12 protein-coding genes are annotated in these 15980 nt (G+C 65.7%); 9 read left to right on the top strand and 3 right to left on the bottom strand.

What is annotated here, in order from left to right; translation table 11 throughout:
• Window positions 1-148 precede the first annotated feature (148 nt).
• The 3 genes from fmdA to NU1_RS13930 form a co-directional block, all read right to left on the bottom strand.
• Window positions 149-1402, bottom strand: coding sequence for a formamidase (fmdA, locus tag NU1_RS13920; protein WP_067521325.1), 1254 nt, complete (start codon window positions 1400-1402; stop codon window positions 149-151).
• A 17-nt stretch (window positions 1403-1419) separates the two neighbouring features.
• Window positions 1420-1698 (bottom strand): FmdB family zinc ribbon protein, encoded by a 279-nt coding sequence (locus NU1_RS13925; RefSeq protein ID WP_084521278.1) that lies wholly within the window; start codon window positions 1696-1698, stop codon window positions 1420-1422.
• 115 nt (window positions 1699-1813) lie between these two features.
• Window positions 1814-2896 (bottom strand): substrate-binding domain-containing protein, encoded by a 1083-nt coding sequence (locus NU1_RS13930; RefSeq protein ID WP_067521331.1) that lies wholly within the window; start codon window positions 2894-2896, stop codon window positions 1814-1816.
• Window positions 2897-2960: 64 nt separating this feature from the next.
• Here NU1_RS13930 and NU1_RS13935 point away from each other — a divergent pair, with 64 nt between their 5' ends.
• The 9 genes from NU1_RS13935 to thrS all read left to right on the top strand — a co-directional run.
• A complete protein-coding gene (locus tag NU1_RS13935; RefSeq protein WP_067521333.1) occupies window positions 2961-3401 on the top strand; it encodes a MarR family transcriptional regulator in 441 nt (146 codons plus the stop codon).
• A 167-nt stretch (window positions 3402-3568) separates the two neighbouring features.
• Entirely contained in the window at window positions 3569-4798 is a 1230-nt protein-coding gene (locus NU1_RS13940) for a glycosyltransferase 87 family protein (protein ID WP_245720115.1), read from the top strand.
• 356 nt (window positions 4799-5154) lie between these two features.
• Window positions 5155-7410 carry a SulP family inorganic anion transporter gene (locus tag NU1_RS13945; RefSeq protein WP_371859790.1) on the top strand — a complete coding sequence of 752 codons (2256 nt, stop codon included), beginning with the start codon at window positions 5155-5157 and terminating at the stop codon, window positions 7408-7410.
• Between the two features lie 194 nt (window positions 7411-7604).
• A complete protein-coding gene (locus tag NU1_RS13950) occupies window positions 7605-9803 on the top strand; it encodes a SulP family inorganic anion transporter (protein WP_067521339.1) in 2199 nt (732 codons plus the stop codon).
• A 159-nt stretch (window positions 9804-9962) separates the two neighbouring features.
• Window positions 9963-10547: a TetR/AcrR family transcriptional regulator gene (locus NU1_RS13955; RefSeq protein ID WP_067521342.1), complete on the top strand. Its 585-nt coding sequence runs from the start codon at window positions 9963-9965 to the stop codon at window positions 10545-10547.
• 19 nt (window positions 10548-10566) lie between these two features.
• Complete coding sequence (kstD, locus tag NU1_RS13960; RefSeq protein WP_067521345.1) at window positions 10567-12249, top strand: 3-oxosteroid 1-dehydrogenase; 1683 nt, start codon at window positions 10567-10569, stop codon at window positions 12247-12249.
• A 264-nt stretch (window positions 12250-12513) separates the two neighbouring features.
• Window positions 12514-12921, top strand: coding sequence for a TIGR02611 family protein (locus NU1_RS13965; RefSeq protein WP_067521428.1), 408 nt, complete (start codon window positions 12514-12516; stop codon window positions 12919-12921).
• Window positions 12918-13640 carry a (2Fe-2S)-binding protein gene (locus NU1_RS13970; RefSeq protein ID WP_245720116.1) on the top strand — a complete coding sequence of 241 codons (723 nt, stop codon included), beginning with the start codon at window positions 12918-12920 and terminating at the stop codon, window positions 13638-13640. The genes NU1_RS13965 and NU1_RS13970 overlap by 4 nt, the downstream gene beginning before the upstream one ends.
• A gap of 293 nt (window positions 13641-13933) precedes the next feature.
• Window positions 13934-15980, top strand: a 2047-nt coding sequence (gene thrS / locus NU1_RS13975) for a threonine--tRNA ligase (RefSeq protein ID WP_067521430.1), incomplete at its 3' end; no start/stop codon positions are given.

Below are 15980 nucleotides of genomic sequence, written 5' to 3' on the forward strand. Positions count from 1 at the left end.
ATCGGTGCCAGTCATGACGAGGAACTCGCCGGGCAGCTCGGTGCGCGGCGAGTTCCTCATATGCGAATGCCAATTCCTCACAGTCATCCTCGTTCGGATCGTGACGGTACTTCATCGACGGTCCGACGCGATGTGGAAGGGCGACGATTCAGCGGGTGGCGCGAGGAGCGCCCATACCGGGGTCGATGGTGATCGGGCCCGCGGCGGTGGGGACAATGGGGAAGTCGAAGATGGCGGTGGGAATGTAGACCGTCGCACAGGAATTCGGGATATCGACCACGCCGGAGAAGCGGCCCTCGATGGGGGCCGCGCCCAGGAGCAGGTACGCCTGCTCGCGGCTGTAGCCGAATTTGCTGAGGTAGTCGATGGCGTGCAGGCAGGCCCGTTCGAAGGACAGCTGGGAGTCGAGGTAGCGCTGTTCGCCGTCGAGGGTGACCGAGGTGCCCGAAAATGCCAGGTACTCGGTGTAATTGGGACCTTCGTTACCGGGCATGAAGATGGCGTTCTCGCTGACGCCGTAGAGCTCCATACCGTTCTTGATCAGATCGACGCGCAGATCGAGGAAGCCGCCCATTTCGATCGCACCGCAGAAGGTGATCTCGCCGTCGCCCTGGGAGAAGTGCAGGTCGCCGACGGAGAGCTTCGCGCCGTCCACGAAGACCGGGTAGAAGACGCGGCTGCCCCGGGTCAGGTTCTTGATGTCCTGATTGCCACCGTTCTCGCGGGGTGGGGCGGTACGCGCGGCTTCGGCTGCGGCACGGTCGAATTCGGCACCGGAGAGGGAGCCGAGAATGGCGTCGCGCGGTTCCGGCGGCAGGGCGAGCGGGGGGACACGCAGCGGATCGGTCGCGATCAGCGCACCCTCGCGGGTGTTCCACTTCGACAGCAGCGCCGCCGACGGCGCGGTGCCCATGAGTCCGGGATGCATGATGCCGGTGAACTGCACGCCGGGTACGTGCCGGGAGGTGGCGGTGTGTCCGCTGAAATCCCAGATCGCCTTGTAGGCGTCGGGGAAGTGCTCGGTGAGGAAACCACCGCCATTGTCGGTCGGGAAGATGCCGGTGTAACCCCAGCCCTGGCCGGCCAGGGGGCCCGAATCCTCCTGCGGGATAGGGCCGATATCGAGGATATCGACAATGAGCAGATCGCCGGGCTGTGCGCCTGCGACGGCGAAAGGTCCGGACAGGCAGTGCACCGTACTCAGCGGCGCGTTCAGCACATCGTCGGCGGAATCGTCGTTATGAATGGCACCGTCGAACCATTCGCGCACATGCACCCGGAACTCGTCACCCGGCTGCACGGTCACCGGTGCGGGAATATCGGGATGCCAACGGTTGTGTCCGACGATCTTCTGCTCGGTGAACTTCTTGCCGGAATCCAGCGGGAACAGCAGTTCGGGCATGGGGCCCTCCTTCGGGTTCAGGGGCGGGGGAGTTTGTGGTGCAACGGATTCCGGGTCAGGGCGGCACCTCGCGCGGCGGGTGCGCCGACGACGGCGGGCTCGCTCGCGGTGCGGGTGGTGGCGTCGATGAGCCGGGCGGCGGCCGAGCCGGGGCGAATGAACGCACCGCCCGGTTGTCGCCTGCTCGTGGCCGCGCATCCTGGACAGTCCACCGCCGCCGGGACCTCGGCCATCGCGAAGCTCCGATCGAAGCTGCCGCAGTCGCGACAGCGGAACTCGTAGAGGGGCACGCTCACCTCACTTATTTTCAAATGAATGTATTCCGTACGGGAACGATACAAACCCGCGGATGTCGCCGCAGCGGAACCGGCACGTGAATACGGCGTTACGTCGACGGCTCGGAGGTGGGGGCTATCGACCCAGTTCCGCGAGCACGCTGAAGCGCAGAGCGTCGGCGTCGGCCAGGAAGACCGGCTGCGTGGTGTGCGCACCGCGCACTCGTACCTCGCCGCGTGGCCCGCCGTAACTGACCTGCGCCGCATGGCGTTCGATGGCGCGCAGGTCCAGGCTCCGGGCGGTCTCGGCCAGGGAGGCGAACAGCAGCATGCCCTCGTAACAGGATTCGCCGATATTGTTCAGCGCGGGCGCGACGGTGCCGAAGCGGCGCACGTAGCGGCTGCCGAAATCCATCCCCTCCGGGCTGATGACACTCTCGAAATAGCCCGAGGCGGTGTGCAATCCGCGCGTGCTGTCCGGGCCACCGGCGTACAGCACATCCTCCCCGATCATCATGCTCAGCCGCAGTCGACCGTCGTCGAGTCCGGCGCGGGCGAATGCGCGGTTGAAGGCGGCGCAATCCGCGCCGACCATGAACAGCAGGACACCTTGGGCGGGCGAGTCGCGGACCAGGTCGAGTGCGTGGCCGAAGCGCCGCCCGCCCAGGGGAATATAGGTTTCGCCGAGGATCTCGATATCGGCGGTGGTGGCGGCGAATTCTTTCGCCGCCCGCGCGGTTTCCCGAGGCCACACATAGTCGTTGCCGATGACGCACCAGCGACGAATTCCCAATTCCGCGCGCAGCCAGCGCAATGCGGGGAAGAGTTGCTGATCGGGTGTCTCCCCGACCATATAGACGCCGTCGGAATCCTCACCGCCCTCGTAGAAGGTGGTGTAGACGTAGGGAATTCGGCCCGCCGTCTGCGGTGTGATCACTTTTCGAGCATTGGACAGATGCCAGCCGACGACCCCGTCGATCTGCCCGAGATCCACCATCCGGCCGATTCGCGCGGCCAATTCCGGCAGGGGCGCACCGGCATCGACCGCATGCAGCCGCACCGGGCGATCCAGAATGCCGCCCATGGCATTGATATCCTCGACGGCGAGGTCGGCGCACGCCTCGGCGGAGGGGCCGAACAAACCGGCCGGCCCACTCAGCGGAACGACCAGCGCTATATCGACAGTCGAGCGGCTACCGCGAGAAGTGAAGCGTGCCATGGAAAATCACCACCGCATATTTCCATGTGAATCTTTAAAGTACGACGTTGTATATAGTGCTTCCGTGGACGATAGCACTGCCCCCGCTGCCCTGGCAGAGCTGGCGCGATTGGCGCGTCTGGCTTCCCACGAGCTGGATCGCGCGATCGCGGCATGTATCGGTGAAACCTCCGTCGGGCGCTGGCATGTGCTCGAAGCCGTCGCCGCGGGCTCCGGCCGCTCCATGTCACAACTCGCCGAGGTCACCCTGCTGAGCGGTGCCAGCCTGACCCGGCTGATCGACGCCATGATCGACGACAACCTGGTCCACCGCAGGGTCGACGACACCGACCGTCGCCGCGTCCTGGTCTTCCCCACCCGCCGCGGCCTGATCACCCACCAGGTAATGACGAAGGCGCTCAACGAGACCGGACTCGACCTACTCGCCGACGACCGTGGCCGCCTGGCCCGCTCCCTGACCAGGCTGGTCACCCGGATTCAGCAGACCGAGCCCGTCCACGCCTAGCGGCGATTCCGCAGCAGCGCGGTAGCCGGGTTCGCGGCGAGGGCAACTGGCGCGGCATCGATGGTGCGCCGATTCGTGACGCTTATGGGCGAATGTGGTCAGTGCCACCGCGACACCCCGGGTTCGGGGTCATGCTCGATGGCCAATAGTTAGCTAACGTAATTGGTGTGGGTGACGCGCGGACGGTGGAACTTCCCCGTTCGAGCGCAACCATTTTCGTTTTGGCCGCGACCGCCGCTGCCGCGGTTGTCCTGCTGTTCACGACGGTCGATCCGTGGTTGGACAAGGCCGGAATCCTGGTCGGCGGTCTCGACGCGCATATCTATCGGGACGGGGCGCTGCGGATTCTGTGGGGCCGCCCGCTGTACACCGAGCCGACCCTGTTCGGACTGCTCTACACCTACACTCCGTTTTCCACCATCGTCTTCTTGCCAATTGTATTGGTGCCGTGGGCCTATGTGACCGACGTCTGGCTGGCCGCGAACCTGATGGTGCTGTTCGCGTGCGTCCGATTGTGCTGGCGCATGCTCGAGTATCGGTCGAATACGTGGTTGACGGTGGTCAGCGGTTTGCTGGCGATCAGCTGTGTATTCATCGAACCGGTGCGCACCACGCTGTATTTCGGTCAGATCAACCTGTGGCTGATGTTGCTGGTGCTGTGGGACTTCTCGCGCAACGACGGAGACCGCCTGCGGGGGATCGGCGTCGGGATCGCCGCCGGGATCAAACTCGTGCCCGGGTACTTCATCGTGCAGTTCCTCGTCCTGCGGCAGTGGCGCTCGGCGGCCATCGCGTCCGCGGTGTTCCTCGGGTCGATCGCGGTGGCGTGGATCGTACTGCCCACGGATTCCCGGCAGTACTGGTTCTCGACATTCGTGCGGTCCGACCGCATTGCCGAGGCCACCCATCCCGCCAACCAATCCATCCGCGGTGTACTCGCGCACCTGATGGGACACGCGCCGCCGCTGTGGTTGTGGCTGCTCATCGCCGCAGCCGTGGCGGTGGCGGGTTCGATGATCGCCAAGGCGCTGCACGATCGGGGCGAGCGGTTGCTGGCCGTCACGCTGACCGGTCTCACCGCCTGTGCCGTCTCCCCCTTCTCCTGGGGGCATCACTGGGTCTGGTTCGTGCCCCTGCTCGTCTACCTCGTCCACCGAGCACTGACGTCGCCGTGGTGGGGGCTCGTCGCGGTAGCGCTCTACGTCTCGGTCGCCGCCTGGACCTATCGGTGGGACGAGACCTGGGTGTCGATCGGGCTCTTCCTCTTTCCGCCATCGTGGCCGATCGCCCCGATCCTGATGAACATCTATGTCCTCGTGTACCTGATCACGCTGGCGGGCGCGGCGTGGACGCCGCGTGCGGGATCGGCGTTCAGGTTCGCGGTTCGTTCTCGATGAATATCGTTGCGTGCCTGACTGTTCCGGACACCTCCGGCAGTTCGGCCGGTGGCGTCCAGATGGCGAAATCATCGTGGCTGTCGCTGTAGTAGTACTTCTCGTCTCGCGGGTGTGTCGATCGACCGATAACCCCAATGGGTGCTTGACCAGCTAAAAGTGGCCCAGGTCACAGTTTGATAGCGGTTGGCTCTTTCTTCCTGCAAAAGCTTTTCATCACCTTTGCCGACTCTTTACGATTAGCCCGGCCTTCGCTGAGTATCCGCTCCGCTGGGGGTCTCGCTCCGCTGAGGCCTCGCTCCACGGCTTCGCCCGCCCGCTCTCGATGCCAGTACATGTTGACCGATGAACCGGATCGCCTGAAGTCGATTCGGCGAAGGAGAGATATGTCCACCGACACCGAACAAGCCGCCCGGACGTCGCTTCCTGGTCTTGTTGAGGTGCTACGAAAAGATCTGCCCGCCTCGCTCGTGGTGTTCCTGGTCGCGCTCCCGCTGTCACTCGGTATTGCCGTGGCCACCGGAGCTCCCGTCGCCGCGGGATTGATCGCCGCCGTTGTCGGTGGCGTGGTCGCCGGATTGCTCGGCGGGTCCACGCTGCAGGTCAGCGGCCCCGCCGCCGGTCTCACCGTGGTGGTGGCCGAGACGATCGCCCAATTCGGTTGGGCAGGCGCTTGTTTCATTACCGTCGCGGCCGGGGCGTTGCAGATCATTTTCGGGCTCAGTCGAATCGCCCGTGCCGCACTGGCCATCGCGCCGGTGGTGGTGCACGCCATGCTCGCCGGAATCGGCATCACCATTGCCCTGCAACAGGTGCATGTGCTGCTCGGCGGTGCTTCGGAAAGCACTGCCCTTCAGAACATTACGGAGCTACCGGGGCAATTGCTGAATCTGCACGGGGGAGCGGTGCTGATCGGCGGCGTCGTCATTGTGATCATGCTCGGCTGGCGCTATCTCCCGCGACGGATCCGGGTGGTACCCGGTCCGCTGGTCGCCGTCGTGGCCGCGACCGGGTTGTCGATGCTGATGCCCGACCAGATCGAGCGAATCGTATTGAACGGCTCACTGTTCGATGCCATCGGCCTGCCGGAGATTCCGCGGGGCGGTTGGGCCACGATCGCCATGACGGTGCTGACCGTCGCCCTCATCGCGAGCGTGGAGAGTCTGCTGTCGGCCGTCGCCGTCGATAAGATGCACAGCGGCCCGCGCACCAATTTCGACCGTGAACTGGTGGGTCAGGGTGCGGCCAATATGACCTCGGGTCTACTCGGCGGACTTCCGGTCACGGGCGTCATCGTGCGCAGTGCTGCCAATGTGCGAGCCGGGGCGTGTACTCGTGCGTCCTCGGTGCTGCACGGACTGTGGATTCTGGTGTTCGCGGTCGCCCTGGTCGGCGTGGTGCAGCAGATTCCCAAGGCTGCCCTGGCCGGTCTGCTCATTGTTGTTGGCGTACAGCTGGTGAAGCTGGCCGATATTCGACTCGCGCATCGCACCGGCGATCTCGTCGTCTATACCGCCACCGTGCTGGGCGTGGTGTTCCTGAACCTCCTGGAAGGGGTGCTGATCGGATTGGGCATCGCCTTCGCGCTGCTGCTCTGGCGGGTGGTGCGCGTAGCGGTTGTGGCGATGCCGGTCGCTGAGAACGGCAATTGGATGGTGAGTATCGACGGCACCTGCACCTTCCTGGCATTGCCTCGACTGTCCACGGAATTCGCGAAGGTGCCCGAGGGTGCGGATGTCCTGATCGAGCTGAGTGTCGACTTTCTCGACCATGCCGCCTACGAAGCCATTCACGATTGGGTGCGTCAGCACGAGAATGTCGGTGGCACTGTCGAATTCGTCGAGATGGGACCGGTCCGAATGGACACCGCCGCCGTGGGTCCGCCCGCCCGCATCCCGACCCGGGGCATGCTCGACGAGGTACTCGCGCCCTGGCGGCGCACCGCCCGGCGCGCGGACCCGATGGTGACCGGTATCGCCAAGTATCACCGCAGCCATGCGCATGCCGTGCGCCCGCATCTGGGCGGACTGCGTGATGGTCAGGAACCGCATTCGGTCTTCCTCACCTGTGCCGATTCGCGGATCGTGCCGAATGTCATCACCAATAGCGGTCCCGGTGATCTGTTCACCGTCCGCAATGTCGGCAATGTGATCCCCGCCGATGGCAGCGACTCCTCCATCGAGGCCGCACTCGTCTACGCCCTGGACAAGCTCGATATCCGATCGGTGGTGGTGTGCGGGCATTCCGGCTGCGGGGCGATGGAGACGCTGTACGGCGGGGCGATCACCGGAACCGAGCTCGACACGTGGCTTGCCAATGCGCAGCCCAGCCTCAACCGTTTCCGGGCCGGGCACCCGGTGGCGTTCGCCGCGGCGGCGGCGGGATTCGGCTCGGTCGATCAGCTCGCGATGGTCAATGTGGCCATGCAATTGGAGACGCTCTATACGCATCCGGTGGTGCGGCACGGGGTCGAGGAGCGCGGAGTCGTGGTGTCGGGCCTGTTCTTTGATATCGCTAGCGGTCGCGTGGTTGAGGTCACTGTGAGCGGGATCGCGCAGATCGATGACTTGGGCCGACGACTTCCGGCGAAAGACTCAGCGGTTCAACCGGTCTGAATGGAATGGGTGTGATGCAGAGTTCACGGACGGTTTTCATTGGGGCACAGGTTTTCTCAGGCTTTGCTAAGTCTTTACTATTAGCCTTGCCTTCGCTTCCCGGCGATCCTGTGGTCAGTGCCGCCCACAGCGCCTCCTCGATGCCATTGCCAGACATCGTCCGGGCCCTCGTCAGGCCCTGGTGAAGGAGAAGTATGTCGCTCGACACCCAATCACAGCACAGCCCGGGAGATTCCCGCTGGCGTGTGCTGCTGCGCCACGACCTGCCCGCGTCGCTCGTGGTCTTCCTCGTCGCCCTGCCCCTCTCGCTCGGCATTGCCGTCGCCTCCGACGCGCCCATTGCCGCCGGACTCATCGCCGCCGTGGTGGGTGGTGTGGTGGTGGGTCTGCTCGGTGGTTCGGCGCTGCAGGTCAGCGGCCCCGCCGCCGGCCTGACCGTTGTTGTCGCCGAGACCATCAATCAATTCGGCTGGAAGACAGCCTGTTTCATTACCGTCGCGGCCGGAGCGCTGCAGGTCGTGTTCGGACTCAGCCGGATCGCGCGGGCGGCCTTGGCCATCGCGCCGGTTGTGGTGCACGCCATGCTCGCCGGTATCGGCATCACCATCGCCCTGCAGCAGGTGCATGTATTGCTCGGTGGTTCGTCGCACAGTTCCGCGCTGGCCAATATCACCGAGCTACCGCGGCAGCTGCTGAATCTGCATGCCTACGACGTCCTCATCGGTGCCGTCGTCATTGCCATCATGCTCGGCTGGAAGTACATGCCCGGCAAGATTCGGGTGGTGCCCGGACCGCTGGTGGCGGTGCTCGTCGGCACCGTGCTGTCGCTGGTGGTTCCCGGCAATGTCGAGCGAATCGTGTTGAACGGCTCACTGTTCGACGCGATCGGCCTGCCCGAGATGCCCAGCGGTGGCTGGGGTGCGGTGGCGCTCGCGGCGCTGACCATCGCGCTCATCGCCAGTGTGGAAAGTCTGCTGTCGGCGGTCGCCGTCGACAAGATGCACACCGGGCCGCGCACCGACTTCGACCGCGAATTGGTGGCACAGGGTGCGGCCAATATGACCTCGGGTCTGCTCGGCGGTCTGCCGGTCACCGGCGTCATCGTGCGCAGCGCCACCAATGTGGCGGCCGGTGCCCGCACCCGGGCGTCGGCGCTCATCCACGGTGTGTGGGTGCTGGTGTTCTCGGTCGCGCTCGTGGGCCTGGTGCAGCAGATTCCCAAGGCCGCCCTGGCCGGTCTGCTGATCGTGGTCGGCATGCAGCTGGTGAAGACCGCGCATATTCGGCTCGCGCATCGCACCGGCGATCTGTTCATCTATGTGGCCACCGTCGCGGGTGTGGTGTTCCTCAATCTCCTCGAGGGTGTGCTCATCGGTCTCGTGGTGGCATTCGCGCTGCTGCTGTGGCGCGTGGTGCGCGTCGCGGTGACGGCCGAGCATGTGGACGACGACCGGTGGCTGGTGCGGATCGAGGGCACCTGTACCTTCCTGGCGCTGCCCAGGCTGTCCTCCGAACTCGCGAAGGTGCCGGCCGGGACCGTCGTGCTGGTGGAGATGAGTGTCGACTTCCTCGACCACGCCGCCTACGAATCCATTCACGACTGGGCGACCCAGCACGAGAGTACCGGCGGCACAGTGGAATTCATCGAGCTGGGGACCGCGCCCATGAAGCACGCCCCGGCTGGACCACCGGTGCGCGGTCGCGCCCGCGGACTGCTCGACGATGTGCTGAGCCCGTGGCGCGATACCGGCGAGAGCAGCCCGATCACCTCGGGTATCGCCGCCTATCACCGGCGCAATGCCCATGTGGTGCGACCGCATCTCGACGAGCACGGGCAGCAACCGCATTCGTTCTTCCTCACCTGCGCGGATTCGCGGATCGTGCCGAATGTCATTACCAATAGCGGTCCCGGTGATCTGTTCACCGTCCGCAATGTCGGCAATCTGGTGCCGTCCTATGGGCGCGACACCTCCCTGGAGGCCGGACTGATCTTCGCTCTGGAGGAATTGCGGGTCGACAATCTGGTGGTGTGCGGGCACTCCGGATGCGGTGCCATGACGGCGGTGTACGCGGGCGCGCACACCGGATCCGGACTCGGCGACTGGTTGGAGTACGCGGTGCCGAGCCTGGATCGGTTCCGCATGGGCCATCCGGTCGCCCGTGCCGCGGCCGATGCCGGGTTCTCCGACGTCGACCAGCTGAGCATGGTGAATGTGGCGGTACAGGTGGCAACGCTGAGTAATCACCCACTGGTGCGTGCGGCCATTCGCGACCGCGGCGTCACGGTGTCCGGCTTGTTCTTCGATATCGGTACCGCACGGGTGCTCGCGGTGACGGCCGACGGGATCGCCGAGATCGATGATGGCGAGCTGGCGGAGTTGGTGACGGTGTAGCTCACGGCAGTGGCCAATGCCCCTGCGGCAGGGGCTGATTCGTCACGGGGCGCGGATTCCGAGTGAATCCGCGCCCCGTCTGCGTTGTGACAGCAGGTCCACTCTTGACAGTCGCTGTCATATATGGAGATACTCGCACTATCGAGTGGAGGAGTGTCCATGTCACTACGGGAACGGCAGCGCAGGCAGATTCGCGCCGAGATTCAGCGGGCGGCCTTCGAGTTGTTCGCGCGCAGCGGGTTCGAGGAGGTGACGACCGAGCAGATCGCGGCCGCCGCCGGAATCTCGCCGAGTACCTACTTCCGGCATGTGCGCAGTAAGGACGATCTGCTGCTGGATCCGGTGCGTGAGGGTGGCGCCGGTATCGCCGCTCTATTGGAGGAGCGGCCGAGTGACGAGTCCGCCGATATCGCACTGGCGCAGGCGATTATGACTCGGTCCACGACGCTCGCCGCTGCGGAACTCGAGCAGTGGCGTGCCGCGTTCCGCACCGCACCGCACCTGCTCGACCGGGTCGCGTTGATTACTCCGGAGCATCGCGAGCGATTGGTCGAGCTTGTCGCACAGCGTATGTCGCGTGATTCCCGGACCGATAGCAATCCCGGCCTGCTGGTGCATCTAATGCTCGCCGCCGCTGAATTCGGCTATCTGCAATGGCTGCGCGGCTCCGCCAAAGGGGCGTCACTGCTGGTGTGTGTCGAGGGCGCCCTCGCGGCGGTGCTCGATGAACGTTGGAAGAACTGAAGATAGCGAGCGTTGAATTATGCGGTACGACAACGTAACCGACGACACGGTCGACCTGATTGTCGTTGGGTCGGGTGCGGCGGGGATGGCCGCGGCGATAACCGCCGCCCGCCACGGACTGAGCACCGTCATCGTGGAGAAATCGCGGTACTGGGGCGGATCCTCGGCCCGATCGGGTGGTGGGGTGTGGATTCCCGGCAACTCGGTGCTCCGCCGACAGGCTCCGGCCGACGATATCGAGGATGCGCGAGCCTATCTCGCGAGCATTGTCGGGGGCGATGTGGCTCCGGAGCTGATCGACACCTATATCGAGCGCGGTCCCGAAGCCTTGGAGTTCCTCATCGAGAACTCCGCGCTGCGGCTGGAATGGGTGAACGGGTACTCCGACTACCACCCGGAGGCTCCCGGCGGCCGCGCCACCGGACGCTCGTGCGAGCCGTCGCCGTTCGACGCTCGCGCACTGGGGGACGATCTCGCGACGCTGCACCCGTCCTATGTGAAAGCGCCGCTCGGTGTCGTGCTCAAACAGTCCGAATACCGGTGGGCGAGTACGGGATTGCGGAACTGGCGCGGCCCGCACCGCCTGCTGCGGATCGGTGTGCGCACCTTGCTCGGCAGGCTGCGCCGACAAAAGCTCATCGGCTTGGGCTCTGCCCTCATGGCCGAGCTGATGCTGGGGGTGCGCGCCGCCGGTGTCCCCGTCCGGCTGAATACCGCGATGACCGATCTGATCACCGAGGACAATCGGGTGGTCGGGGTCGTTGTCGAAAACAGTGGAATCACAACGACTCTGCGTGCCCGACGCGGTGTGCTGCTGGCCTGCGGTGGCTTCGACAACAACCCGGAGATGCGCGAGAAATACCACCGCGCACCGGTTTCGGCCTCCCTGACCCTCGGCGCCCCCACCAACACCGGCGACGGTATTACCGCCGCACTACGTCTCGGTGCGGCCGTCTCCTTCATGGGCGACGCGTGGTGGGCCCCGTCGATCCCGCTACCGAAGGGCCCATGGTTCGCTCTCTCCGAACGCTCACTCCCACGCAGCCTCATCGTCAACGGCCGCGGCGTCCGCTTCATGAACGAATCGCTGCCCTACGTCGAAGCCACCCACCGCATGCTCGGCGGTGACCACGGGCAAGGTGAGGGTCCCGCCGAAAACCTCCCCGCCTGGCTCATATTCGACCAGACCTATCGCAACCGCTACATGTTCGCGAGCGTCGCGGGCCGACAGCCGCTGCCGCGCTCCTGGATCCGATCGGGAGCCATCGTCACCGCCGGTTCCATACCCGCACTGGCGGAACAGATCGCAGTCCCCACACAGTCCCTCACCGCCACCATCGAGCGATTCAACAGCCACGCCAGAACCGGCACAGACCCCGACTTCCACCGTGGCGAAAGCAAATACGACCACTACTACGGCGATATCACCAACAAACCCAACCCCAGCCTCGGCGAGCTGACCAACCCCCCGTTCTACGCCGCCCAGTTGGTCCCCGCCGACCTCGGCACCAAGGGCGGCATCAACACCGACCTCAACGCCCGAGCCCTTCGCGCGGACGGTTCCATCATCGAAGGCCTCTACGCCGCGGGCAACACCAGCTCCCCGGTAATGGGCTACACCTACGCCGGACCCGGCGCAACCATCGGCCCGGCCCTGGTCTTCGGCTACCTCGCGGCCCGGGACGCGGCGGGCGTGTCCTGACCGAGCTATTCGTCATCCCGGCACGCTCTCGGCCGGAATCCACACTCCCGCAGCAGTGGATCCCGGCCGAAACTTGCCGGAATGAGATCTTCGTTCACCCTTCCCAGGGTGATGGTCACCGATGTCGAACCGCCCCACTCGCAGGTATGAGCGGCGAGCTCCGACGGAGCATCCGATGTGGTGGCGGATTGGCAGCGAATGAGTCGGTTCGGGAAGAAGGCGTCGGCGCACGCCCTGTCGTGTCGCCGCCCGTACCCTGGCGTTGTGCTTACTGCTCCAACTCGCTGGCGCGCCTGGCGTGAGGCCGTTGGCGGACGCCCTACCCTGAACCTCGCCCACCGGATCGTGGTGGGCGTGCTGGGTGTCGTGGTCCTGGCGATCGGGATCGTGACGATTCCGTATCCGGGCCCGGGCTGGTTGATCGTCTTCGCGGGGCTGGGGATTCTGGCCACCGGATTCGCCTGGGCACACCGTGCGCTGCACTGGACACGTGGGCGGTATCACCGGGCCATGGGCTGGTATGCCGCTCGCGGTCTGCTGGTGCGCGGACTGGCCGCGATCGCCACCGTGACCCTTGTGGTCGCGACCCTGTGGCTGCTCGGCACCCTTGGTCTGATCGGTGGCTGGATCGGAGTCGAATGGGAACTACTGCGCAGTCCGCTGTTCCAGTGAACGCGGCCATTGTCCCGGGAACGGAGCTGCTGAACCCGCGGTGGCTCACCGAACGGATAGCCGATATGGGCATCTCCTGGGGTACGGCCGATTCCCGCGTCTCCGGCACCCTGTGGTGGTGCATGGCGGCATCGTCGCTGGTGACCCCGATCGTCAGTGCCTATGCGGCAGGTCGGCCCGCCATGAATCCGGCACTCGACCACATCGCGTGCGAAATCCGCCCCGACGGCGGTATCGAACGGGTGCTGCCGCTACCCGCCGCGAGCGAACTCGGCACCCACGGCGACGAGCCCTGCCACTGCGCTACGGCGGCAACCGGCCAAGACGCGCCGGACGAGACCGAGCCGACCGCCCTGGCGTCCGGCTGCACCGGCTCCAGCGCCGGCCCGGCCCTGCGGCACACCCTGTCGCAGGTCATCCCGGTCGTGGCGGAGGTCTCCGGTGCGGGACCGGCGGCGCTGTGGGCGATAGTCGCCGACGCCATCGGAAACCGGGCCCTCGATATCGGCGCCCAGGAGTCGGGTGCGCAGCTCGCCCGCGATATAGCCGGTCGCCTCCCCATCCCGCGCTTCATCGATATCGCCCCCCGAACCTTCGTCCGCCGCATCTCCTGCTGCCTCGTTTTCGAGGTCCCCGGCTGCGACATGTGCACCAGCTGCCCGAAACGCCCTGCGCCGCAACGCGAAGCGCTGCTGGCAGAGCTGGCGGCTCGCGGTTGAGAGATTGACCACCCCGCGGCCGGGTCCGGTCGGCGGTCGCCACCGCGGTGTCCACCGGCGGTAGCGGGTCGAACCGCTGATCGGCGGACGACCGGTGGACCACAACATCGCCACAACGCTGTACGACAACGATCGACCGCCGGGCCGGGTCCATGGACGCGGGGGCGGTGCCCTGCCGATAGCATGGTCGCGCCGGAGGAATGCGTTCGTGAACCGTCACGGGCGCGGCCGGCTATGACCAGCGCACGGCGGGGCATTCCCGCTTATACGACAACGCCAAGGAGCACGCAGCCGTGACCACCTCATCACCGCAGACCCCAGCAGCCCTCGTCCGGGTGCCTGCCGGGACTACGGCGGGTGCCGCGGTGCGCGAGGCCGACTTGCCGAGCAAGGGCCCCAACGCCGTCATCGTGGTGCGGGATCCGGAGGGCAACCTCAAGGACCTGACCTGGGTTCCCGACGCCGATATCGAGGTCGAAGCCGTGACCGCCGACTCCGAGGACGGGCGCAGCGTTATCCGGCACTCGGCCGCCCACGTGCTGGCACAGGCCGTGCAGCAGGAGTTCCCGGAGGCCAAGCTCGGAATCGGCCCGCCGATCAAGGACGGCTTCTACTACGACTTCCAGGTGGACCGCCCCTTCACTCCGGAGGATCTGACCAAGCTCGAATCCCGGATGAAGAAGATCATCAAAGGCGCGCAGCGATTCTCGCGACGCGTCACCGATGTCGAAGAGGCTCGCGTCGAACTGGCCAAGGAGCCGTTCAAGCTGGAACTCATCTCCGATAAGTCGGGTATCGACGATCCGGAGGTCATGGAGGTCGGCGGTGCCGAGCTGACCATCTACGACAATCTCGATCCGCGCTCGGGTGAACGGATCTGGGGCGATCTGTGCCGCGGCCCGCATATCCCGACCACCAAATACATTCCGGCATTCAAGCTGACCCGTTCCTCAGCCGCCTACTGGCGTGGCGATCAGAGCCGCGAGGACCTACAGCGCGTCTACGGCACCGCGTGGGAATCCCAAGAGGCCCAGGACGAGTACCTGCGCCTGCTCGAAGAGGCCGAGAAGCGCGATCACCGCAAGCTGGGTCTGGAACTGGACCTGTTCTCCTTCCCGGATGAGCTGGGCTCGGGCCTGCCGGTGTTCCACCCCAAGGGCGGCATCATCCGCAAGGAGCTCGAGGACTACTCGCGCCGCCGCCACGTCGCCGCGGGCTACGAATTCGTCAATACCCCGCACATCACCAAGGGCCACCTGTTCGAGGTCTCCGGCCACCTGGACTGGTACCGCGACGGCATGTTCCCGGCCATGCACCTCGACGCCGAACTCAACGACGACGGCACCGTCCGCAAGCCCGGCCAGGACTACTACGTCAAGCCGATGAACTGCCCGATGCACAACCTGATCTTCCGGTCGCGCGGCCGGTCGTACCGGGAACTGCCGCTGCGCATGTTCGAATTCGGCTCGGTGTACCGCTACGAGAAGTCCGGCGTAATCCACGGCCTGACCCGGGTGCGCGGTATGACCCAGGACGACGCGCACATCTACTGCACCAAGGAGCAAATGCACGCGGAGCTCACCTCCACGCTGCAATTCGTGCTGAGCCTGCTGCGCGACTACGGCCTCGACGACTTCTACCTGGAGCTGTCGACCAAGGATCCGAAGAAGTTCGTCGGCACCGAAGAGCTGTGGGAAGAGGCCACCGAAACCCTGCGCAAGGTGGCCACCGACTCCGGCCTGGATCTGGTGCCCGATCCCGGCGGCGCGGCCTTCTACGGCCCGAAGATCTCGGTACAGGCCAAGGACGCGCTCGGCCGCACCTGGCAGATGTCGACCATTCAGCTGGACTTCAACCTGCCCGAACGCTTCGAGCTGGAGTACACCGGCGCGGACGGCGGTAAGCATCGCCCGGTCATGATCCACCGCGCGCTGTTCGGCTCCATCGAGCGGTTCTTCGGTGTGCTCACCGAGCATTACGCGGGTGCGTTCCCGGCGTGGCTGGCACCGGTGCAGGTCGTCGGCATCCCGGTCGCGGGCGATTTCGCCCCGCACCTCGACGCCGTGGTAGAGCTGTTGCAGGACAACGGCATTCGCGCCGAGGTGGACCGCAGCGACGACCGCATGCAGAAGAAGATCTTCAACACCACCGCGCAGAAGGTGCCGTTCATGCTGCTCGCCGGTGCGCGCGATGTGGAGGCGGGCGCGGTCAGCTTCCGGTTCCGCGACGGCACCCAGGTGAACACCGTGCCGGTCGCCGACGCGGTGGCCACCATTATCGACTGGGTTCAGCGGCGCGAGAACGCTTCTCCGACCGCGGAGGGCTTCGAAATCCGATCGG

Source organism: Nocardia uniformis NBRC 13702, assembly GCF_001613345.1.
GTDB lineage: Bacteria > Actinomycetota > Actinomycetes > Mycobacteriales > Mycobacteriaceae > Nocardia > Nocardia uniformis.